We start from the raw sequence: 21,167 nt of genomic DNA on the forward strand, positions 1-21,167 counted from the left end.
CCGATAAAATGCCAATCCATGATGGAAATCCGCCATCTTTCGGAGGCACCCACCGGGATCCGGCCGCTCGCGCCCGGCACGGGGATCGACGCGCATCGCCACGACACCCACCAGATCACCTACGCCTGCCGGGGCGTCCTGTCGGTGACGACGAGCGCGGGCACCTGGGTGGCCCCGGCCAACCGGGCGATCTGGGTGCCGGCCGGCACCGTCCACGAGCACCGCGCGCACGGCGACACCGACCTGCGGCTCGTCGGCCTGCCCATCGCCGACAACCCGCTGCGCCTCGACCGGCCCGCCGTGCTCGCCGTCGGCCCGCTGCTGCGCGAGCTGATCATCGCCTACACCGCGGACCCCGGCGACGGCCGAATCGCCTATACCGCGGACCCCAGCGACGGCGGCGCCGAGCGGCAACGGCTGCGGGCCGTCCTGCTGGACCAGCTCCGCCGCTCCCCCGAGCAGCCGTTCCACCTGCCCACGGCCCGCGATCCCCGGCTGGCCGCCGTCTGCGCGCTCCTGCACGACGACCCGGCCGACCACCGCACGCTCGCGCAGTTCGGGCGACTGGCCGGCACCAGCGACCGCACGCTGGCCCGGCTCTGCCGGAGCGAGCTGGGGATGACGTTCCCGCAATGGCGTACGCAGCTGCGCCTGCACCACGCGTTGCTACTGCTGGCCGACGGGATCGCGGTCACCACGGTCGCGCACCGGTGCGGCTGGGCCACCGCCAGCGCTTTCATCGTCGCCTTCCGGGAAGCTCTCGGGTACACCCCGGGCCGCGCCTTTACAATGTAGATTCGCTACACTGGCATCCTGTGAGCAAAGCGAAAGCCCAAGGGGGCACTCCGGCCACAGTGGCGCTGACGAAGGCCAAGGCCGAGTTCACCCTTCATCCCTACGAGCACGACGCCAACGCGCAGGCCTATGGCGAAGAGGCCGCCGACGCGCTCGGCGTGCCGCACGAGCGGATCTTCAAGACGCTGGTGGCCGAGGTGGAGGGCGCGCTCGCGGTTGCGGTCGTGCCGGTCTCGGGCAAGCTCGACCTCAAGGCGCTGGCGGCGGCGCTCGGCGGCAAGAAGGCGGCCATGGCCGACGCGGCCAAGGTCGAGCGCGTCACGGGCTACGTGGTCGGCGGCATCAGCCCGGTGGGCCAGCGCAAGAGGCTGCCGACCGTGGTCGACGCGTCGGCGCTGGAGTTCGGGACGATCTACTTCTCCGCCGGCAAGCGGGGGCTGCAGATCGAGACCGCCCCCGCCAACCTGATCTCGCTGACGGGGGCCGTCACCGCCGCTATCGGAAGTGCCGGTTGATCCTGTCGCGGCGATGACGCGGCTCCAGGAAATCGCGGGGACGCCGCGGTCCCAAGACGTCGTCGGGACGCCGAGGTTCCATGACGTCCTCGGGACGCCGGGGGTCTCGGGTGTCCTCGGGACGCCGAGGTTCCAGGGCGGCACTGGGACGCCTTTCCAGGGCGTCACGGCGATGTCGTGGTTCCCGGAAGTCCCGGCGGTTCCATCGCTCCATGAACGTGAAGCGTCCGCGGTGGGTGATCTTGCGGCGCCTGTCGCGGGCGAACCGCTCGTGCTCGTGACGGGCCTTCGCCTCCGCCTCCAGCGCCTCCTTCAGGCCCGGAGTGAAGCCGCCGCCGAAGCGGGACATGTCGGGACGGGGAAAGCCCGACGGGGCGGTGTCGCTCAGCGCCTCCTGCATCGAGTCGACCCAGATCGGGCCCGGTAGCGAGGCGCCCTGCACGGAGCCGTAGTACTCATCGCCGATCTGGACGTTCTGCAGGGGGTAGCGGTAAGCGCCCCTGATGTCCCCGACGCTGACCGCGGCCGCCAGGTCCGGGGTGTAACCGGCGAACCACGCCGAGGTGTAGCCGTTGTTCGTGCCCGTCTTGCCCGCCGCGGGACGGCCGATGCTCTGGCCGCGCATGGTGCCCTCGGTGAAGACGCCGCTCAGCACCCAGTTGACCGCGTCGGCCACCGGCCGGTCGAGGGCCTCCTCACAGGCGGGCGGCACCTGGGTGCGTTCGCCGGCCCGGCCGGTGATCTCCACGATCGCCAGCGGCCGGCAGTACCTCCCCCTGGCCGCGAACGTCGCGAACGCCGCCGCCACCGTCACCGGGTCCATCTCGTTGGCCCCGAGCGTGAACGTGGGCACCTCGCGCAGCGGCGTCCCGTCGGCGCGGGAGATGCCCAGCGCCTTGGCGGTCGTGACCACGTTGCAGAGGCCGACCTTGCGCTCCAGCATCATGTAGAAGATGTTGACCGACTTCCAGGTACCGGTCTCCAGGCTGTGCGGGCCGCCGGCGCCCTCGCCGGAGGCGTTGTAGATGGTCGTCTTCGGGTCGTTGACGCGCCGGCCCCGGCAGTCGCGATAGCCCTGATCGGGCGTCAGCTCGCCGGGGGTCTGGAACCCGTCCCCGAACCGCCAGCCCTGCTTCAGCGCCGTGGCCAGGGTGAACACCTTGAACGTGGAGCCGGCCTGGAACCCCATCCCGCCGCCGTGCGTCATGTCGGCCGGCAGGTTGAAGGTGGTCCTGGCGCCGTTCTTCTTGTTGCCCGGGTTGCGGCCGAAGCGCTTGCTCGCCGCCATCGCCATGATCCGCCCGGTGCCCGGCTCGACCATGGCCTCGGCGGCCACCTGGGTGTCGTCGGGGTGCACCCGCTGCCGGATGGCGTGCTCGGCGGCCCGCTGGGCCACCGGGTCGAGGCTCGTACGGATCACCAGACCGCCCGTGCTCATTCTGGCCTGCCGTTTGGCGGCTGTGTTGCCGAAGGCGGGGTTGGTCAGGAGCTCCCGCTGAACGTAATAGCAATAGAACGGGTAGCTGCTCTGGGCGCAGCCGCCGGGCTCCGGATGGAGCTTGAGGTCGAGGCCGGTCCGCTTGGCCGCGGCCGCCTCCTGCGCCGAGATCGCGCCCACCTCGGCCATCCGGTCCAGCACGATGTCGCGCCGCTGCCGCAGCCGGACCAGGTGCTTGTCACCCAGCGAGGGGTCGGTCGAGTACGGCACGCGCACCGCCCCCGCCAGCGTGGCCGCCTGGGTCAAGGTGAGGCGGGCGGCCGTGGTCGAGAAGAACCGCCTGGCCGCCGCCTCGACGCCATGTGCGCCCGCGCCGAAGTACGCGATGTTCAGATATTTCTCAAGAATCTCGTCCTTGCGGTACTTCTCCTCCATCGCCAGCGCGTACCGCAGCTCGGTGATCTTCCTGGCCAGGTTGGGCGCGCGGGCCCGGTCGCGCTCGGCGTCGCTTCGGGCGCCTTCCACCAGGATGTTCTTCACCAGTTGCTGGGTGAGGGACGAGCCGCCCTGCTTGATCCCGCCCGCCTGCGTGTTGGTGAGCAGTGCCCGGATCGTGCCCTTGACGTCCAGACCGCCGTGCTCGTAGAACCGGGCGTCCTCGATGGCCACGATCGCCTTGCGCATCACCGGCGCCACCTGATCGAGCCGGACCGTCGTCCGGTTGGCCTCGTAGAACTGGGCGAACTGCTTGCCGTTCCGGTCGAGGAGGCGGGTCACCTGGGACAGCGGCTCCTCACGAGGGGCGGGCGGCAGGTCGACGAACGTCGTGGCGACGTTCTTGGCGGACAGGCCCGCCCCGGTCACGACCGGGGCGGCCAGCGCCGCCGCCAGGACCCCGCCGATCGCCCCGGCCACGGCGAGCACGCCGACGGATCTGAGCACAGTCACTCAGTTGATCTGCGGCCGGGAGAGCATCGGCAAACACCGGCCTCGCGCGTCTTTACTGTTGTCTGCGGATATTCAGACCAAGTGACGCGAACTGCTCGAACGGCTGGTGATAGCCGCGCTCGATGTGGTTGACGCCGCGTAGCGTCGAGGTCCCGTCCGCCACCGCGGCGGCCAGCACGGCCGAGAATCCGGCCCGGATGTCGGGCAGTGTCACGTCCGCGCCCTTGAGCTGTGACACGCCTCGTACGACGGCCGAGTGCCTGGCGTTCGTGTCGTGGTAGCGGCAGGCCGGGCCGCCCAGGCACTGATCGAACACCTCGATCTCGCAGCCCATCTTCTGCAGCGCCGGAACGTACACCAGGCGGTTCTCGAAGACGGTCTCGTGCAGCACCGACATGCCCTGGCTCTGCGTGAACAGCACCATGAGCGGCGTCTGCCAGTCGGTCATGAACCCGGGATGCGTGTCGGTCTGCACGGCCGCCGCGCGCAGCCCCTCGGGCGGCGCGGTGGCGCACAGGTATTCGTCGTTGATGTCGAACTGGGCGCCCATCCTGGCCAGCGTGGTGATCGCGGTGACCAGCCGGTCCTGCGGGCAGCCGTGCACCCGCACCTCGCCGCCGGTGATCAAGCCCGCCGCGAGATAGGAGAACGCCTCGATGCGGTCGCCCGCGAGCCAGATGGAGGCGCCGTGCAGCCGCTCCACGCCCTCGATGACGATCCTGCGGTCGGGCGAGAGCTCGATCCTGGCACCCATCCGCTGCAGGAACAGCGCCAGCTCCACGACCTCGGGCTCCATCGCCGCGTTCTTCACCACGGTCTTGCCCTCGGCCAGCACCGCGGACATGAGGATCGTCTCGGTCGCCCCGACGCTCGGATACGGCAGTTCCAGCCGGGTTCCGTTCAGCCGCTTGGCCTTGGCGAAGATCCCGGTGTCGCCCACCTCGACCTCGGCGCCCATCGCGCGCAGCGCCTCGACGTGGAAGTTCACCGGCCGCCGGCCGATGGGGTCGCCGCCGACCAGCGGCACGAACGCCTCCCCCGCCAGGTGCAGCAACGGGCCCAGCATGAGGATCGGGATGCGGTTGAGCCCGGTGAACGCGTCGGGCACCCGCGGTCTGATCTCCGGCCCCTGACCGATGCGGATCTCCGTCCGGGTGATCTCCACGTTGATGCCCAGCGCGTCGAGCATCGCCGCCGTGATGCCGACCTCGCCGACCTCGGGGACGTTGTGGATGGTGCTCTCCCCGGTGCCCAGCATGGCGGCGACCATGTGCTTGGACACCGCGTTCTTGGAGCCGCGTACTTCGACGTCACCCCTGAGGGGACCGGAAGGTTCGATCAGCCAGACCTTGTCTTCAATCACGAAGCGAGCCTAGCCGGGAGATACGATCGACCTGATTAAGACGTAAATGTGAGGGGGAGCGGCGTGGCGAGGCATGTTCGCGCATTTGCGGTTACTGTCCTCATCCTCGCCGCTCTGGCAGTGCTGGCCGGGCTGCTGTGGTCCCACCTGTCCCCCCGCGCGCCGTACCAGGTCACGGCGCAGGGGCCGGTGCTGGCGGACCCGACCACGCAGGCGCTGATCGCCGCCGACGGATGGTACGCGGTGATCACCGGCGGGCTCGGGCTGGCCTGCGGGGCGCTCGCGTGGTTCCTCGGCCGGCGGCACCAGCTCGCCGTGCTGCTGGGGCTCGGCGTCGGCGGGCTGCTGGCGGCGTTCCTCACGCTCTGGGTGGGTTCGACGTTCACGTTCGGCGTGGTGGCCGTGGAGGCCGCGGCCGAGCCCGGGGTGAAGGTCGTCCCCGGGTCGCTGGCACTGACCGCCACGGGCGTGATCGTGTCCTGGCCGCTGGTCGCGGTGGGCTTCTTCGGGCTGTTGGAGGGCATGCACGGGTATCGCGAGTCGCCGCTGCGCAAGCCGTACGGGATCGGCTGACTGCCGCCCTTCAAGAGCCTGCTGGGTCAGAGGGGTGGGCGGCGCAGGCCGTGTTCGGTGGCCCGCTCGAAGGCGCGGGCCACGCGCAGCACCGTGGCGTCGGCGAACGGCCGCCCGATGATCTGCACGCCGACCGGCAGCCCTGACGGCGTGAATCCGGCCGGGACCGACGCGGCGGGCGCGTGCAGGACGCTGATCCAGTACGCGGAGCGCATCCACGCCAGGTAGTCGGGCAGCTTGACCCCGTTGATCTCGCTCACGTAGGGGTGCTCGACGGGGAACGGCGGCACCTGGCTGACCGGGGCGATCAGCACGTCATAGATGTCGAAGAAGGCCGCCATGCGGTGGTAGAGGCCGCTGCGCAGGCGTTCGGCCCTGGCCAGGTCGGCGCCGGTGAGCTTGCGGCCCTGCTCGACGTTCCAGGCGGTGTTGGCGCCCAGCCCGTCGAGCTCACCGAAGGCGAGCGTGTAGTACCACGCCCGGTAGATACGGAAGGCGTCATCGGCGTCCGACAGGTCCAGCTCGACCTGCTCGACGCGCGCGCCGAGCCGCTCGAACACGCCGGGCGCCGTCGCGGTGACCGCCGCCGTCTCGGGGTCCACCGGCAGCCCGCCCAGATCGGGGCTCCAGGCCACGCGCAGCCCGGCGACATCCCGCTCGTCGGGGGTGAAGTCCTCGGTGATCGAGTACGGAGAACGAGCATCGAATCCCGAAATAACCGACATCATCAGGGTCAGATCGTCGACCGTCCTGGCCATCGGCCCCTGAACGGAGAGCGTGTACCAGGCGGCCTGGTCCGACAGGGCGGGCACCCGGCCCGGCGTCGGCCGTAGCCCCACCACGTTGCAGAACGAGGCCGGGTTGCGCAGCGACCCGCCCATGTCGGAACCGTCGGCGAGCGGCACCATCCCGGACGCCAGCGCCGCCGCCGCCCCGCCGCTGCTGCCCCCGGCGGACCTGGACAGGTTGTAGGGGTTGCGGGTGGCCCCGAACACCTCGTTGACCGTGTGGGAGCCGGTGCCGAACTCCGGCGTGTTGGTCTTACCCACGAGAATCGCCCCGGCCGACCTGAGCCGCTCCACGATCACGTCGTCCTTGTCGGGGACATGATCGGCGTAGATCGGCGATCCGTAGGTGGTGCGGATGCCCTTGGTGTCGACGAGGTCCTTGTGCGCCACCGGCACCCCGTGCAACGGCCCCGTCGCCGCACCGGCGTCGGCGGCCTTGGCCGCGTCGAGCGCCTGCTCGGCGACCAGTGTCACGATGGCGTTGACCTGGGGGTTGACCTGCTCGATGCGGTCGAGGTGAGCCTGGAGCAGCTCGACGGCGCTCACCTGGCGGGTCCTGACCAGGTGGGCCATCTCGGTCGCGGTCAGGTAGTGCGGTGCGGTCACGATCCGATTGTCGCTCACATCTCCAGGCGGCCACGATCCGGTTGCCGCTCACGCGCCCAGGCGGTCACCATCCGGTTGCCGCTCACGCGCAGAGGCGGTCACCGTCCGGTCGCCGCTCACACCCCCAGACAGGCAGGACCGAGGAGCTGTTTGAGGTCGCCCATCAGCGCCGCCGACGGTGCCACCCGGAGCCCGTCCTCGGCCCGGACCGACTCGGATGCCGTTCTCCTTGGCCCACATGATCAACTACCACCGGTTGAATCTGGTGGTTTGCTCTCACGGTCCCGTCTGGCGGAAGGGAGGCCGGTAGCGTGTGGCTGGTTGATGACAGCCCAGCCCGCAGCGCCGCGTGTGGCGATGTTGCGGGCCGCGATGTGGTCGGCGTGCCCAGCGAGGCCACACCTGGTGCAGACGAACCGGCCCCGCGCCGGCCGATTCGCCCTGGACACACACCCGCACTCCGGACACGCCTGCGAGGTGTAGGCGGGGTCGACCAGCACGAAGGCGACCCCGGCCCGCGCGGCCTTGTAGCGGGTGAAGGCGATCTGCTGGGCGAACGCCCAACCGTGCAGGGTGCGCCGCTGGAACCGATGAGCCCTTACCCGCCCGCGGATACCCTGCAGATCCTCCAGGGCGACCCCGCGGCCGGTGCGTTCGGCTTCACGCACCACGTACGTGCTGATTTGGTGGTTGAGGTCGGTCATCATCCGATGCTCACGCCCGGACAGACGACGCAACACCCGCCGCGCCCCGGGCGTGCCCTTGGCCTGCAGCCGGCGACGCTGGCGGTGGCGCCGCTCCCGCAGAGTGCGGACGTGGCCGTTGCCGCCGACCGGCCCCGGCAAAGCCGGGCCGGGCAGCACCACCCGGTCGGAGGTGACCGCCAGGTTCGCCACCCCCTGATCCACCCCCACAAAGCCGTCGACCGGCTCAGACACCACCGGCTGGGGCAGGGTGAGGGTGACCTGCAGGAGCCACACGCCGCGTCGGCAGACCAGATCGGCCTCGCCCACCGGCAACGCGTCCACGGCCTTGAGGTCTTCCAGCCGACCGGTGTAGGAGACGGTGACGCGGCCGGAGGGGGTCCACAGCGACACCGTGCGGGCGTCCCGGTTGAAGCTCATCAGCCGGGCGTCATAGGGGACAGCGCCGTACGGGCGGAAGATGTGAGCGCGTTTCTTGGAAGCGCGCCGGTTGGCGTACGCGCCGGCGACCCGGGCGATCGCCCGCACGGCCGCTTGCGCACCCAGCCCAGCCACCTGCCCGCGCACCTCGTAATAGGCCAGCCGATGCAACTCCACCACCGCGAAGAAGCGGTGCTGCCACGCCAGCCGGGACACGACGGTGGCCGCCTGATTACACAACAGCACCGCCGCCGCCAGCGCCTCAGTCTGGGCCGGGACGGGTGTGAGCCGCAACTGCACGACCGTGGGCAGGCCGTTGCGTTTGGTGGCGGAGCGGCGGATCGCCATCGCACACCTCCTGTCACAGCGGCCTCACCCACCGCACACATTACCGAACGTGACCGAGATTTTCCATACTGTTTTCGAAAGGAGGGGTGGCGCTCCCTCCCGGCCCTGAAGGACCAGGTCTCCGCGCCACCATTCAGATGAAGTCGGCGACCACGAGGAAGTAGCTCGGGAAGCCCATCTGCTCGATGACGCCCATCTCGTACGCGGCCCGGCGGCGATGCTCCTCGTCGAGGCCTTCCGGCCAGCGCCGGTCCAGGCCCTCCCAGACCGTCTTACGGAAGAACTCCCGCTCGGTCATTCCCTCGGGGACCGGGTAGACCGGCATCAGATTCTTGAACGCGAAGAACCCGGTCGGATCGACCCTCTCGGCCACCAGCAGCGTGTTGCGGCAGCCCTCGGCCCACAGGTCGGAGGAGTCGACCGCGCGCATCTCGTCGGCGCTCTTGAGGTGATAGCCGCTGCCGTCGAAGCGCAACCGGTCGGGGTCGGACAGCTGCCTGCCGGTCTGGACGCACAGCAGGGCGTCGTGGGAGGCGACGTCGGAGGCGTAGGTGTAGTGCGAGTCGTTGGTGACCAGCGGCGGCAGGCCGAGGTCGTGACCGATCGCGCTCAGCCCGTCGCGGACCCGGCGCTCGATGTCGAGGCCGTGGTCCATGATCTCCAGGAAGAAGTTGTCCCTGCCGAAGATCTCCTGATATTTCGCGGCGGCGGCCCGCGCCTCGTCGTACTGGCCGAGCCGCAGCCTGGTCTGCACCTCGCCCGACGGGCAGCCGGTGGTGGCCATCAGCCCATCGGCGTGCTCGGCGAGGATCTCGGCGTCCATTCTTGGCCATTTGCGGACGAAACCCTCGGTGTAGGCGCGCGAGGACAGCCGCATCAGGTTGTGCAGGCCGATCTTGTCGCGCGCCCAGATCGTCAGGTGGGTGTAGTGGCCACCCGCGGAGACGTCGTCGCGTCGCTGGTGCGGCTCGCCCCACAGCACCGGCTGCTTGGTGTGGCGCGACTCCGGCGCCAGGTATGCCTCGGTCCCGATCACCGGCTTGAGGCCCGCGGCGGTGGCCCGCCGGTAGAAGTCGTAGGCGCCGTGCAGGTTGCCGTGATCGGTGATCGCGATCGCCGGCATCCCCAGCTCGCCGGCCCGGCCGACCAACTGCTCCAGGCGCGCGGCCCCCGTCGAGCATCGAGTATTCGGTATGGACATGCAGATGCACGAACGAGTCGCTGGACGACATGGAGCGGCGCCTCCCATCTGCATCGTGGCGTGCGCTCCGACTTTAGTAGCCGCCACCGACAGTCCTGGAGTCGTACGGAACGGGCGTCCTCACCATGAAGTCAGGTCGCGACGATCACCGGTCGATTAAGCTTCCTGGCGGAGTTGTCACCGCTTGGGGGAGGCCGCGCTGAACGGGACGAAAGGGAAGATCGTCCAGATCGCCGCGGCCGCTCTGCTCGGCGCCACGCTCGCTCTCGCAGGCGCTCCCCTGGGTCTGTACACCTCGCTCGCCTGCGCCACCATCGGCGCGGGCTGCCCCGCCGGAGGGCCGTCGCCCGGCCGGCTCCCGGTCCTGACCCGCCTGTCGCCGGTACAGGCCGCGCAGAGCGGCACGTACGTGGCGCTCGGCGACTCCTACTCCTCCGGCGAGGGTGTGTACGACCGCGCCGCGCGGCCGATCAACAGCGGCGCCGACCGCTGCCACCGCTCGCCGGGCTCCTACGTCCCGCTCGTCGCGGGCGCCCACCGGTTCGGCGGCGGCAGCGCCTTCTGGGCCTGCAGCGGCGCCACCACCCGCCAGCTCTTCTCCGGCCAGTACGGCCAGCAGCCGCAGATCGAGCGCGTGGACGCGGCCGCCAGTCTGGTGACGCTCAGCATCGGCGGCAACGACGCCGGGTTCACCAGCGTGCTCACCGGCTGCATCGTCAAGCTGCCCTGGTCCTCGGCGTGCGTCGACCAGCAGTCGGAGGTGGCCAAGCGGATCGCGGGGCTGCGGCCCAGCATGACGAAGGTGCTGCGGGAGCTCAGGAGCCGGGCGCCGAACGCGCGCATCATCGTGCTCGGCTATCCCCGGCCGTTCCCCGCCGCGCCCCCGGACGGGGTCGACAACCTGACCGTCGAGGACCAGCGGTGGCTCAACGGCATGACGCGGCAGCTGAACGACGTCGTGGCGCGGGTGGCCGGGGAGTTCGACCGGGAGATCGTGGCGTTCGGGGGGACGGGGAGCGTCGAGTACGTGGACGCCTATGACGCGTTCGCCGGGCACGAGGTGGGACGGCCCGACCCGTACGTGAACGGGCTGGCGCTGAACCTGGACGAGTTCGTCGTCAACAGCCGCAGCTTCCATCCGACGGGCGCGGGCTACCGGCGGTTCGCCGAGCTGATCAACGCCCGGATCGCCGCCGGGCCGGGGCGCCCGATGAACAACTTCCACCTCACGACCCCGAGCACCGGCGACAGCCGCTTCTAGCCCGTCGTCTCCGGCCGGCGGCGCCCGCCATTGGCCGATCGTTCCTCGGCCAGGCTCAGGCCCGCCTCTATGACGGCGTTCATGATGGGGACCAGCCGGGCCTCGCCCAGCTCGGGGGCGTGCTCGGCCATCCGGGCCACGAGCGCGCGCTCGCGCGCCATGTCGCGGCCCGCGAAGCCGCCCACCGGCTTGAGGGTCTGCACGATCCCGGCGAGCGCGGCGCGGCGCTCCAGGAGCGTGGCCAGCGCCGCGTCCACCCGGTCGATCGCCTGCCTGCACTCGGGCAGCGTGGCGGGCGCCTCGGGACGGACCAGCGCTCCGACGAGCGACACCGCCTCCTCGGCCAGCCGCACATCGGCCTCCCCGTGCTCTTCTGTCTGAAGGGTGTCACCCCCAACAGGGCCGCCCACGATCAGGCCGTCCGCGCCCGCCGCCACCGCCGCCGCCGACAGCCCGAGGTCCGCGCTCACGTCGGCGAGCACCGGCCGCCCCGACACCGCCCGCGCGGCCCGCAGCAGCCCCAGGTCCAGCCGTCCCGTCTCGCAAAGGATCACCCGGTCGTCGCACTCCAGGGCGCAGTAGTCGGCCAGCCCCAGCCACTCCTCCAGCGTCGCAGACGCCCGGCGTTCGACCACCACCGGCAGGCCCAACCCGGCCACGGCCCGCACCAGCGGGATGTCGCGCGTCCACGCCGCCCCGATGATCACGCCGTCAGCCGCCTCGGCGATCGCCGGCAGGTCGGCCGCCGAACCCGGCTCGACCAGCGTCACCCCGTCACGCCGGGCTTCCACCCGGTCCCACGCGTTCGCCCCGCCTGGCCCGGTCGCCCCGCCTGGCCCGACCGGCCCGGTCGCCCCGCCCAGCCCGGTCGTGCCCAGCCCGGTCGCGCCGCCCGGCCCGCGCAGGCTGATCCGGCGGTCGATCACCACCGCCGGGCCGTCGCCCACCCGCAGGCCGCCCACGGTCACCACGTGCCGTTCCAAGGTCGATGACATCTCGGCTCCCCACATCGGCCGGCTCCCCTGGAACCGGCAGGAAATCAAAAAGGCAGAGACGATGGCGTCTCTGCCTGTTGCCGACTCCGGGTGGTCGCTAGCCGACGACCGGCCCTCCCGGAGCCGGCTCGGTAAACGCGTAGCGACAAGTCATGTCTAGACTTTACACCGGCCCTCCACCTGCTGGACTCCCCCTCTCACATAGCGGACTAGCCTTCAGGCGAGTCGCCGTTGATCCCTCGCTATGGGAGTATTTCCTGGCCTAGAGGAGGGTACGAGGCCGTTGATGTCGGATCGCAAGCGGGACGGACGCCGCATCGCCGGTCGTTACCAGCTGCAGGAACCCATCGGCAGGGGTGGCATGGGCATCGTCTGGCGAGCCCATGACGAGCTTCTCGACCGCACGGTCGCGGTCAAGGAGGTCAGATACGCCGCCGCGCTGGGTGACGAGGTGCAGCTGCTGAACCGGCGCACGATGCGTGAGGCGAGGGCAGCGGCCAGGTTCGAGCACCCGAACGTGATCGTCGTACACGACGTGATCGAGGAGGACGGCCGGCCCTGGATCGTCATGCAGCTCGTCCAGTCACGCTCCCTGGGAGCAGTGATCAAGCAGGATGGGCCATTGCCGCCCAAGCGGGTGGCCGAGATCGGCCTGGCCGTGCTCGACGCGCTGCATCGCGCGCACGAGTCCGGCGTCCTGCACCGGGATGTCAAGCCGGAGAACGTACTGCTCGCCGATGACGGCCGGGTGGTGCTCACCGACTTCGGCATCGCGACGCTGGAGACGGAGACGCAGCTCACGGTGACGGGGCTGGCGGGCACTCCGGCGTTCATCGCGCCCGAGCGGCTCAAGGGGCTGCCCGCGCGGCGCGAGTCGGACCTGTGGTCGCTCGGCGCGACCCTTTACACGGCGGTGGAAGGCCGCTCGCCCCACGAGCGCGGCATGGCGCTCGCGACCATGCACGCCGTATTAACCGACGAACCGGACCCGGCTCCCCACGCCGGGCCGCTCAGCGGCGTGATCAGCGGCCTGCTGACCAAGGAGCCGGTGCAGCGCCTCGGCTACGAGGAGACCGGGGAGTTGCTGCGGGCCGTCATCACGCAGCAACGGTCACGGAAGTCCTCGGCGTCCGCGCCCGCGCCGACCGCGGTGATCCCGCCGGCCGTGGACGAGACCCCGACCGACCCCAACCTGCTGGCGGCGGCCGCCGCCGCCCCGCCCGAGACCGGTGCGCGGCTCACCCCGGCGACCGGCGCGCATTCCGAGGAGCCTCCCCAGTCCACCCAGAACGCCGTCCGGCCCGACGGCCGACGGTGGGGCCCGATCGTCGGCGTGATCGTCGCGGTCGTGCTCGTGGCGGGCCTGGGCGGCTATCTCGGCCTGCGCTCGGCCAAGGACAGCCCGGAGGACGGGACGAAGTCCGCGTCCGTCACGCCTCCTGTCAAGGACTCGGCCAAGCCGCCCGCGGCGACCGCCGACCCGCCGAAGACCACGCCGAGCAGCGCGGCTCCATCCGCCACGCCGTCCGTCAGCCCGTCCGCCGCGCCGACACCGACGCCGACAGCGAAGCCCACCGAGACGGCCGCCGCGGTGCCCGACGGCTGGAGGAAGTACACGAACAAGAAGCTGAAGTTCTCCGTCGCGCTGCCGAAGGGCTGGACGAGGTACCGGCACAACAGCAGACAGATCGCCTTCCGTGGCGAGGGTGCGGGCAGCAACGCTTTCATCTTGTTCGAGATGACGTCGAGCCCCGGCAAGGACCCCGTCGCGGACTGGAAGAAGCAGGACAAGACCATCGGGCTGGGCGGCTACAAGAAGCTCAGCATCAAGGCGGTCGACTACCGCGGCTGGCCGGCCGCCGACTGGGACTTCACCTGGAACACGAACACGGGCCCGACCAGGGTGCGCAACCGTGGCTTCATCGCCAACGGCCGCGGCTACGCGATCTACTGGCACAACCTCAAGAGCAGGTGGAAGAAGGACAAGCACTTCTTCGACACGTTCGCCGCGACCTTCACCCCGGCAGCCAAGTAGGCTTCCCCGCGTGGAAAGGCAGGTCAGTAACCGATATAGGCTCATCGAACCGCTCGGCGAGGGCGGGATGGGCGTGGTATGGCGTGCCTACGACGAGCTGCTCGACCGTACGGTAGCGATCAAGGAGGTCCGCTACACCGGCGTCGGTGAGGACAAGCGGGCCGAGCTCAATCGCAGGACCATCAGGGAGGCCAGGGCGGCGGGCCGCCTCGACCACCCCTCGGTGATCGTCATCCACGACGTCGTCGAGGAGGGCGGCCGCCCGTGGATCGTCATGCAGCTGATCCGCTCGCGGTCGCTGGCCGAGGTGATCCGCGAGCACGGTCCGCTGCCGGTCGCGCAGGCCGCGGCGATCGGCGGCAGGGTGCTCGACGCGCTGCGGGCCGCGCACGCGACCGGGGTGCTGCACCGCGATGTGAAGCCCGAGAACGTACTGCTCGCCGATGACGGCCGGGTGGTGCTCACCGACTTCGGCATCGCCTCGCTGGAGGCCGAGGCCGGTCTGACCGCCACCGGTGGCCTGGTGGGCACGCCCGCCTACATGCCGCCCGAACGCCTCAACGGCGAGCCCGCCCGGCCCGAGTCCGATCTGTGGTCGCTGGGCGCGACGCTGTACGCGGCCGTCGAGGGCGCGCCGCCGTTCAAGCGCGACTCGTGGGCGGCGACGGTCGCGGCGGTGCTGCGCGACCTGCCTGGGCAGCCGGTCAGGGCGGGCGTGCTCGGCCCGGTGATCATGGGCCTGCTGCAGCGGGACCCGACCGCGAGGATGCCCGCCGACGAGGCCGCCCACCTGCTGCGGACCGCCGCCGCCGAACCCATGGTGTACGGATACGCCGGACCTCAGACGCCGCAACCCGGCGGCCCGGTAGCCGGCGGGTTCGGGTCCGCGGGAACCCAGGTACCCGGCGGATTCGCGTCCGCGGGAACCCAGGTACCCGGCGGATTCGAGCCCACGGGAACCCAGGTACCCGGCGGATTCGGGCCCGCGGGGACCATGCCCGTACGGGCCCGTCGGCGCGGGTGGCTCATGGCCGTGCCCGCGGTCGTGATCGCCGTCGCGGCGCTGGGCACGGGCGGCTGGTACGTCGTCACCTCCCAGCAGTCCCCCACCGGCACGTCCACCCCCGCCCCCAGCGCCACTCCGACCCCCACCTCCAGCGGGACGACGACGCCATCCCCCACCCGCACCGCCGAGCCGTCCCCGACCCCCACCCCGCCGCTCCTGCCCGACGGCTGGCGCCGGCTGGTCAACTCCACCGGGCGCTTCTCGATCGGCCTCCCGAAGGGCTGGCAGGCCAAGAAGGACCCCAACAGGGCCAGCATCACCATCACCGGCCCCGACGCACCGGGCCAGATGATGGTCGAGTGGACCGCCCCTGAGAAGCCCACGGACGACCCCGAGCGCCGCTGGGTGGAGCTGGAGAAGGAGATCCAGGTCAAGGGGGAGTTCGAGCGCTACAAGCGGATCGGCATCCGGGCCACGACCTACCTCGGCCGGCCGGCCGCCGACTGGGAGTTCACCAGGCTGCGCGGCAGCACGCTGATCCACGTGATCAACCGCGGCTTCCGCACCGCCGGCGGCCGCTACTTCGCGCTCTACTGGGACACGACCGACTCACGCTGGGACCAGGACCGGCACTACTTCGACGAGTTCGTCAAAACGTTCAGGCCCCAGTGAACGATCCAGTGAACGAGGCGGCGAAGGAGCGGGCGCGCTTCTGGCGCCACCCGGCGCTGCCCCAGCTGGACCTGCTCAAGGCCCACTACGTCACCCACCGCTTCACCCGGCACGTGCACGACGGCTACGCGATCGGGCTCATCCTCGACGGCGTGGAGGAGTTCGAGTACCGCGGCGACCTGCACCGGGCGGGCGCGGGCGAGGTCGTGCTGGTCAACCCCGACGCGGTGCACACCGGCCAGGCGGGCACGGCGGACGGCTGGTCGTACCGGATGCTCTACCCCTCGGTGGAGGCGCTCTCGGGGCTCGCGGCCGAGCTCGGCCTGCCGTACACGACGCCGTACTTCCCCGAGCAGGTGGTGCGGGACCAGGCGGTCGCGGTGCTGCTCGGCCGGGCGCACCGGGCCGCCGAGCGCGGTGACGCGCTGGCCGCCTCGTCGCTGATGCGCGGCTTCTTCGCCCGCCTGCTGATCCGGCACGCCACGCCGCGCCCGTCCGCCGTCCTGCCCGCCGAAGGCGGACGAGCGGTCGCCGAGGCGCTGGAGGTCCTGCACGAGAGCCTGGAGGACCCGCCGTCCCTGGACGATCTCGCGCAGGCCGTCGGGGCGCGGCCGTTCCCGCTGCTGCGCGCGTTCAAGGCCGCGACCGGTCTGCCGCCCCACGCCTACCTGATCTCCATGCGGATCCAGCGGGCCCGCCGGCTCCTGGACTCGGGCGTAAGGCCGGCGCAGGTGGCCGCCGAACTGGGCTTCACCGACCAAGCCCACCTGAACCGGCACTTCAAACGCATCGTGGGCGTGCCACCCGCGGCCTACCAACGGTCAGCAGGAACGTACAAGACCGGCGATTTCCTCTTCACCTAGCCTCACATCTCATGGGACAGACAACACACCGTTCCGCCGCAATACGGGACGGTCTTGGCGTGGGCCTGGCCGTGGGGCTGTCCGGGCTCGCCTTCGGCGCCGCGGCGATCACCGCGGGCCTCAGCGTGGCGCAGGCGTGCGTACTGAGCCTGCTGGCCTTCACCGGCGCCTCGCAGTTCGCGCTGGCCGGAGCGGTGGGCGCGGGCGGCGACCTGGTGGCGGCCGCCGCGGGCGCGCTGCTGCTGGGCGGCCGCAACACCCTGTACGGGCTGCGCCTGGCCGACCTGCTCCAGATGCACGGCCCGCGCCGCCTCCTCGCCGCGCAAGGGGTGATCGACGAGACCACCGCCGTCACGCTCGCCCAGCCCTCGCCCGAGGCGGCACGCACGGCGTTCGCGACCACCTTCGCCAGCCTGTACGTCACCTGGAACCTCACCACGCTGGCCGGAGCGCTCGGCACGTCGTTCCTGGGCGATCCTGGTGCGCTGGGCCTGGACGCGGTCGGCCCGGCGACCTTCCTGGCCATCCTGTGGCCGCGCCTGACGGGCAGCGCCCAGCTCAGGTGGCTGGCGCTGGCCGGCGCGGCGGTCGCGCTCTGCGCCACGCCGTTCTTCCCGCCGGGCGTGCCGGTGCTGCTGTCGGCGGTCGTCGTTCTGGCGGTGCTGGTCCGATGACGCTGTGGTGGGCGATCGCGGCCGTGTGCGCCGGGTGTTACGCCCTCAAGCTGGCCGGGCTGGCGGCACCACGCCGGGTGCTCGACCATCCCCGGGTCCGCCGTTTCGCCGAACTCGTGCCCGTGGCGCTGCTGGCCGCCCTGATCGCGGTGCAGATGTTCACCGAGCACGGCGAGCTCCACTTCGACGCCGCCCGCACGGCAGGGCTGGGCGCGGCCGTGGTCGCGCTCCTGCTGCGCGCCCCATTCCTGGTGATTCTGGCGACAGCAGCAATAGTGACCGCGCTTGTCCGGGTTTTTATCGGGTAGACGGCGGAGCATGTCCGATTCTGCGCTGCTGGTCGGCGGACGTTACCGACTGATCAGGACCATCGGCCAGGGTGGGATGGGAACCGTCTGGCAGGCCCACGACGAAGTACTCGGCCGAGACGTGGCGGTCAAAGAGATCCATCCCCCTCCTGACCTGACCGACCCCGAGCGAGACGTCTTCTCGGTGCGTACCTTCCGCGAGGCCAGAGCCGCGGGGCGGGTGGCGCATCCCGGCGTCGCCACCGTCTATGACGTGCTCGAAGAGCACGGCCACCCGTGGATCGTCATGCAGCTCGTCCACTCGCGCACCCTCGGCGAAATGGTGCGCGAGGACGGCCCGATGGCACCGGCCGAGGCCGCCGACATCGGGCTGCAGTTACTGGAGGCGCTGCGGGCCGCGCACGCCGCCGGGGTTCTGCACCGCGACGTCAAACCGGACAACGTGCTGCTCACCTCGGACGGCCGGGCGGTGCTCACCGACTTCGGCATCGCCACCACCGAGGGAGAGGCGCCCGTCACGAGGACCGGGGTGCTGCTCGGCACGCCCGCGTTCATGGCGCCGGAGCGGGCGGCCGGCGGTGAGGCCCAGATCGCCTCGGACCTGTGGGCGCTGGGCGCGACGCTGTACTACGCCGTCGAGGGCCAGTCGCCGTTCCAGCGCCCCCACGCGCTGGCCACGCTGGGCGCGGTGCTGCACTCCGAGCCCGCCCCGATGGCCCGCGCGGGCATGCTGGCCCCGGTCATCCTCGGGCTGCTGCGCAAGGACCCGGCCGAGCGGATGGCGCTGGACGAGGCCGAGCACCGGATCCACCGACTGCTGATCGGCAGCTCTCCGGAGGAGACCGCGCCGGTGAACGTCCCGGCGCCGCCCACGGTGCCCAAACGGGACCCGATGCCGCAGACGGGCGCGATAATGGGGCCGGGAGCCATGGCCGCGCCCGCCGCGGCGGCGGAACCCGACGTGGACCCGGCGCCATCCGGGAGGCGTCGCAGACCGCCGCTCACCGCGGTCGCGGCCGGCACGCTCGCCCTCGTCGTCCTGACCGCGGGCGCGGCGTGGTGGACGAACCGGCAGTCCCAAGCCCGCCAGCCGGCGACGACGGTCCCGGCCGTGGTGCGTACGACCAGCGTCCACCCTTCGGGTCCGACCCCCACGGCGACGCCCACGCAGACGGTGACAGAGACGCACGAGCCGACCACCAACCAGAACCAGGTACGGCAGAGCGCCCCGCCCTCCAGCGACCGGACCGGCGAGCCCACCCCGGCCCCGACCGGAACGCCGACGAAGAAGGAGCCCACGAAGGAGCCAACGAAAAAGAAGGAGCCGACGAAGAAGCCCTCGGCCACGCCCACCAAGAGCAAGACCCCCAAGAAGAGCACCAAGACCTCGGCGAAGGCCACCGACGAGCCCGACGAGCCCGTCGACGTCCCTCCGGCCGACAACGCCGGCTAGGACGCCGCCACGCATTGGGGAAGGGCGCCCGTCAGGACTCGTCGCGCACGGCGTCCAGGGCCCGCTGGAGGTCGGCGGGGTAGTCGGTGGTGAACGTCAGCCACTCGCCCGAGCTCGGGTGCTCGAAGCCGAGCGACACCGCGTGCAGCCACTGCCGGGTGATGCCCAGCCGGGCGGCGAGCGTCGGGTCGGCGCCGTACATCAGGTCGCCCACGCACGGGTGACGCAGTGCGGACATGTGCACCCGGATCTGGTGCGTACGGCCGGTCTCCAGCTTGATGTCCAGCAACGAGGCCGCCCGGAACGCCTCGATGGTGTCGTAATGGGTGACCGACGGCTTGCCCCCGGCGACCACGGCGAACCGGCCGTCGCCCGACGGGTGCCGGTCGATGGGCGCGTCGACAGTGCCCCTGAACGGGTCGGGATGTCCCTGTACGAGCGCGTGGTAGCGCTTGTCGACCGTGCGCTCCTTGAAGGCGCGCTTGAGGTGGGAGTAGGCGTGCTCGCTCTTGGCCACGACCATGGCGCCGGTCGTGTTGGCGTCGAGCCGGTGCACGATGCCCTGCCGTTCGGCCGCGCCGCTGGTGGCGATCGTGTGGCCGGCGCCGAGCAGGCCGCCGATCACGGTTGGGCCGGTCCAGCCGACGGTCGGGTGGGCGGCCACCCCGATCGGCTTGTTGACCACGACGATGTCGTCGTCCTCGTACACGATCGACATGCCGGGCACCGGCTCGGCGACCGGCATGGGCGTACTGACCGGTGGAGGGAGGGTCACGTCGAGCCAGGCGCCCGCGTGCACCCGGTCGGACTTGGCGGGCGCGTGCCCGTCCACGAGCACCTCGCCCGCGACGATCAGCTCGGCGGCGCGGGTGCGGGAGAAGCCGAACAGGCGCGAGATCGCGGCGTCGAGCCGCTCGCCCTCCAGCCCGTCGGGCACGGGGAGGCTACGCTGGTCAGCCACGCTTGCCACCCTCCCTGGTGCCGTCGATCTGGTAGCCCCGCCAGGCCAGGATCACCGCGAGGATCCCGCCGCAGACGATCGCCGAGTCGGCCACGTTGAACACCGGGAAGTAGTCGATCACCGGGAAGTGTCCGGGCAGCACCTCGATCCAGTCGACCACGTGCCCCTGGAACTGCACGGACCTGCCGATCCCGGACGGATAGCGCAGCAGCCGGTCGGTCAGGTTGCCCAGCGCCCCGCCGAGCAGCAGCCCCAGCGTGATCGCCCACGGCAGGCTGCGCATCTTGCGGGCCGTGCGGAGGATGGCCACCACCACACCCGCCGCGATGAACGTGAAGATGATCGTCATTCCGGTGCCGATGCTGAAGGCGGCACCGGAATTGAAGATCACCCGGAACTGCAGTACGTCCTGGATGACCACCATGGGCGCTTTGCCCTCGAGCGTCCGCAGGACGAGCGTCTTGGTGATCAGATCGGTCGCGTAGATCACGACCGCCAGCACGACGAGGACCGCGAAGAGGCGGCCGCGCCGCCCCCCTACCGGCGCTCCTCCTTCTGCTTGCAGGCCACGCACAGCGTCGCCCTCGGGAACGCCTGCAGACGTTCCTTGCCGATCGGCTTGTGGCACGATTCGCACACTCCATAGGTCCCTGCGTCGATCCGGGCGATCGCACGTTCGTTCTGCGCGACGAGGTCGCGCGCATTCAGGGTAAGGGCGATCTCGCGTTCGCGCTCATACGTCTTGGCACCCGCGTCGGCCTGGTCGTCACCGGCCCCCTGGGTGACGTCACCCGAGGCGATCTCGGACTCATGGCGAAGAATGTCGGTGTTGAGCTCGTCGATCTCGCTCTGCAGCCGGCCGCGGACGTCGGCGAGCTCCTCCTCAGACCACATCGACGGTGTAGCGGTCTGCGTGACTGGCGCCATGGCTACCTCCCCATGCTGGAACAAGGCCGTAAATGGTGCGGGCAGCTTAGGTCCCCCATAACAGAACAGCAAACGACCCGCCGGACGATTTACCTCTCCCGTAATATCCCGCCCCGCTCGTTCAACTCCTCCTCAGAGGGGCCCATTCCCACAACTTTGTCGTGGTTTACGAGTTCACTACCTGCCGAACGCGAACCCGGAAGCTTTGCGGGCCACTCTGCGTTATGGTGTGAAGCTGCAAGGCGTTGATGGGGCCCGTCTGTGACGGACATCACCCCGGAGCCGCCGGAAGAACGGCTCTCCCGAGCTCACT

General features: G+C 70.9%; 18 protein-coding genes and 1 pseudogene. 10 read left to right on the forward strand and 9 right to left on the reverse strand.

Annotated features, from left to right (window positions below):
* Window positions 1-18: 18 nt before the first annotated feature.
* Window positions 19-795: a helix-turn-helix transcriptional regulator gene (locus AB0L53_RS02025; protein ID WP_363988968.1), complete on the forward strand. Its 777-nt coding sequence runs from the start codon at window positions 19-21 to the stop codon at window positions 793-795.
* A gap of 20 nt (window positions 796-815) precedes the next feature.
* A complete protein-coding gene (gene ybaK, locus AB0L53_RS02030; protein WP_363988971.1) occupies window positions 816-1,310 on the forward strand; it encodes a Cys-tRNA(Pro) deacylase in 495 nt (164 codons plus the stop codon).
* Here ybaK and AB0L53_RS02035 read toward each other — a convergent pair.
* Window positions 1,291-3,690, reverse strand: a complete 2,400-nt coding sequence (locus AB0L53_RS02035) for a transglycosylase domain-containing protein (protein ID WP_363988973.1) — start codon at window positions 3,688-3,690, stop codon at window positions 1,291-1,293. The genes ybaK and AB0L53_RS02035 overlap by 20 nt on opposite strands.
* Window positions 3,691-3,748: 58 nt before the next feature.
* Window positions 3,749-5,059: a UDP-N-acetylglucosamine 1-carboxyvinyltransferase gene (gene murA / locus AB0L53_RS02040; protein WP_357945456.1), complete on the reverse strand. Its 1,311-nt coding sequence runs from the start codon at window positions 5,057-5,059 to the stop codon at window positions 3,749-3,751.
* A 63-nt stretch (window positions 5,060-5,122) separates the two neighbouring features.
* Between murA and AB0L53_RS02045 the strand changes: the two genes are divergently transcribed.
* Window positions 5,123-5,632: a hypothetical protein gene (locus AB0L53_RS02045; RefSeq protein WP_363988976.1), complete on the forward strand. Its 510-nt coding sequence runs from the start codon at window positions 5,123-5,125 to the stop codon at window positions 5,630-5,632.
* Window positions 5,633-5,658: 26 nt separating this feature from the next.
* On the opposite strand, the gene AB0L53_RS02050 is transcribed toward AB0L53_RS02045, so the two are convergent.
* From AB0L53_RS02050 to AB0L53_RS02060, 3 genes and pseudogenes are all read right to left on the reverse strand, one after another.
* Window positions 5,659-7,026, reverse strand: a complete 1,368-nt coding sequence (locus AB0L53_RS02050) for an amidase (RefSeq protein WP_363988979.1) — start codon at window positions 7,024-7,026, stop codon at window positions 5,659-5,661.
* 242 nt (window positions 7,027-7,268) lie between these two features.
* Complete coding sequence (locus tag AB0L53_RS02055) at window positions 7,269-8,498, reverse strand: transposase (RefSeq protein ID WP_363988982.1); 1,230 nt, start codon at window positions 8,496-8,498, stop codon at window positions 7,269-7,271.
* Window positions 8,499-8,634: 136 nt separating this feature from the next.
* Window positions 8,635-9,730, reverse strand: a pseudogene (locus AB0L53_RS02060) (PHP domain-containing protein); the annotation flags it as partial.
* A 153-nt stretch (window positions 9,731-9,883) separates the two neighbouring features.
* On the opposite strand from AB0L53_RS02060, the gene AB0L53_RS02065 reads away from it, so the two are divergent.
* Entirely contained in the window at window positions 9,884-10,960 is a 1,077-nt protein-coding gene (locus tag AB0L53_RS02065) for an SGNH/GDSL hydrolase family protein (RefSeq protein ID WP_363988984.1), read from the forward strand.
* On the opposite strand, the gene AB0L53_RS02070 is transcribed toward AB0L53_RS02065, so the two are convergent.
* The gene (locus AB0L53_RS02070; protein ID WP_363988986.1) at window positions 10,957-11,955 is read right to left on the reverse strand and encodes a chorismate mutase; all 999 of its coding nucleotides are present in this window, start codon (window positions 11,953-11,955) and stop codon (window positions 10,957-10,959) included. The two genes, AB0L53_RS02065 and AB0L53_RS02070, sit on opposite strands and share 4 nt — an antisense overlap.
* Before the next feature lie 286 nt (window positions 11,956-12,241).
* Between AB0L53_RS02070 and AB0L53_RS02075 the strand changes: the two genes are divergently transcribed.
* From AB0L53_RS02075 to AB0L53_RS02100, 6 genes are read left to right on the forward strand one after another with little or no spacing between them, the layout of a single operon-like run.
* The gene (locus AB0L53_RS02075) at window positions 12,242-13,990 is read left to right on the forward strand and encodes a protein kinase (protein WP_363988988.1); all 1,749 of its coding nucleotides are present in this window, start codon (window positions 12,242-12,244) and stop codon (window positions 13,988-13,990) included.
* A gap of 10 nt (window positions 13,991-14,000) precedes the next feature.
* On the forward strand, window positions 14,001-15,668 hold the full coding sequence (locus AB0L53_RS02080; RefSeq protein ID WP_363988991.1) for a serine/threonine-protein kinase: 1,668 nt from the start codon (window positions 14,001-14,003) through the stop codon (window positions 15,666-15,668).
* Window positions 15,665-16,531 carry an AraC family transcriptional regulator gene (locus AB0L53_RS02085; protein ID WP_363988994.1) on the forward strand — a complete coding sequence of 289 codons (867 nt, stop codon included), beginning with the start codon at window positions 15,665-15,667 and terminating at the stop codon, window positions 16,529-16,531. The genes AB0L53_RS02080 and AB0L53_RS02085 overlap by 4 nt, the downstream gene beginning before the upstream one ends.
* An 11-nt stretch (window positions 16,532-16,542) precedes the next feature.
* Window positions 16,543-17,205 (forward strand): AzlC family ABC transporter permease, encoded by a 663-nt coding sequence (locus AB0L53_RS02090; protein WP_363988997.1) that lies wholly within the window; start codon window positions 16,543-16,545, stop codon window positions 17,203-17,205.
* Entirely contained in the window at window positions 17,202-17,513 is a 312-nt protein-coding gene (locus AB0L53_RS02095) for an AzlD domain-containing protein (protein WP_357641961.1), read from the forward strand. The genes AB0L53_RS02090 and AB0L53_RS02095 overlap by 4 nt, the downstream gene beginning before the upstream one ends.
* Window positions 17,514-17,523: 10 nt before the next feature.
* A complete protein-coding gene (locus AB0L53_RS02100) occupies window positions 17,524-18,966 on the forward strand; it encodes a serine/threonine-protein kinase (RefSeq protein WP_363989000.1) in 1,443 nt (480 codons plus the stop codon).
* A gap of 31 nt (window positions 18,967-18,997) precedes the next feature.
* Here the strand turns inward: AB0L53_RS02100 and AB0L53_RS02105 are convergent, their stop codons facing one another.
* The 3 genes from AB0L53_RS02105 to AB0L53_RS02115 are packed head-to-tail and all read right to left on the reverse strand — an operon-like array spanning window position 18,998 to window position 20,854.
* Window positions 18,998-19,927 carry an RluA family pseudouridine synthase gene (locus AB0L53_RS02105; protein ID WP_358181066.1) on the reverse strand — a complete coding sequence of 310 codons (930 nt, stop codon included), beginning with the start codon at window positions 19,925-19,927 and terminating at the stop codon, window positions 18,998-19,000.
* The gene (gene lspA / locus AB0L53_RS02110; protein ID WP_363989004.1) at window positions 19,920-20,501 is read right to left on the reverse strand and encodes a signal peptidase II; all 582 of its coding nucleotides are present in this window, start codon (window positions 20,499-20,501) and stop codon (window positions 19,920-19,922) included. Before lspA ends, AB0L53_RS02105 begins: the two co-directional genes overlap by 8 nt.
* Window positions 20,465-20,854: a TraR/DksA C4-type zinc finger protein gene (locus tag AB0L53_RS02115; protein WP_357945428.1), complete on the reverse strand. Its 390-nt coding sequence runs from the start codon at window positions 20,852-20,854 to the stop codon at window positions 20,465-20,467. Before AB0L53_RS02115 ends, lspA begins: the two co-directional genes overlap by 37 nt.
* Window positions 20,855-21,167: the final 313 nt, after the last annotated feature.

Origin of the sequence: Nonomuraea sp. NPDC052129 (assembly GCF_040680095.1) — a bacterium.
Taxonomy (GTDB): Bacteria; Actinomycetota; Actinomycetes; order Streptosporangiales; family Streptosporangiaceae; genus Nonomuraea.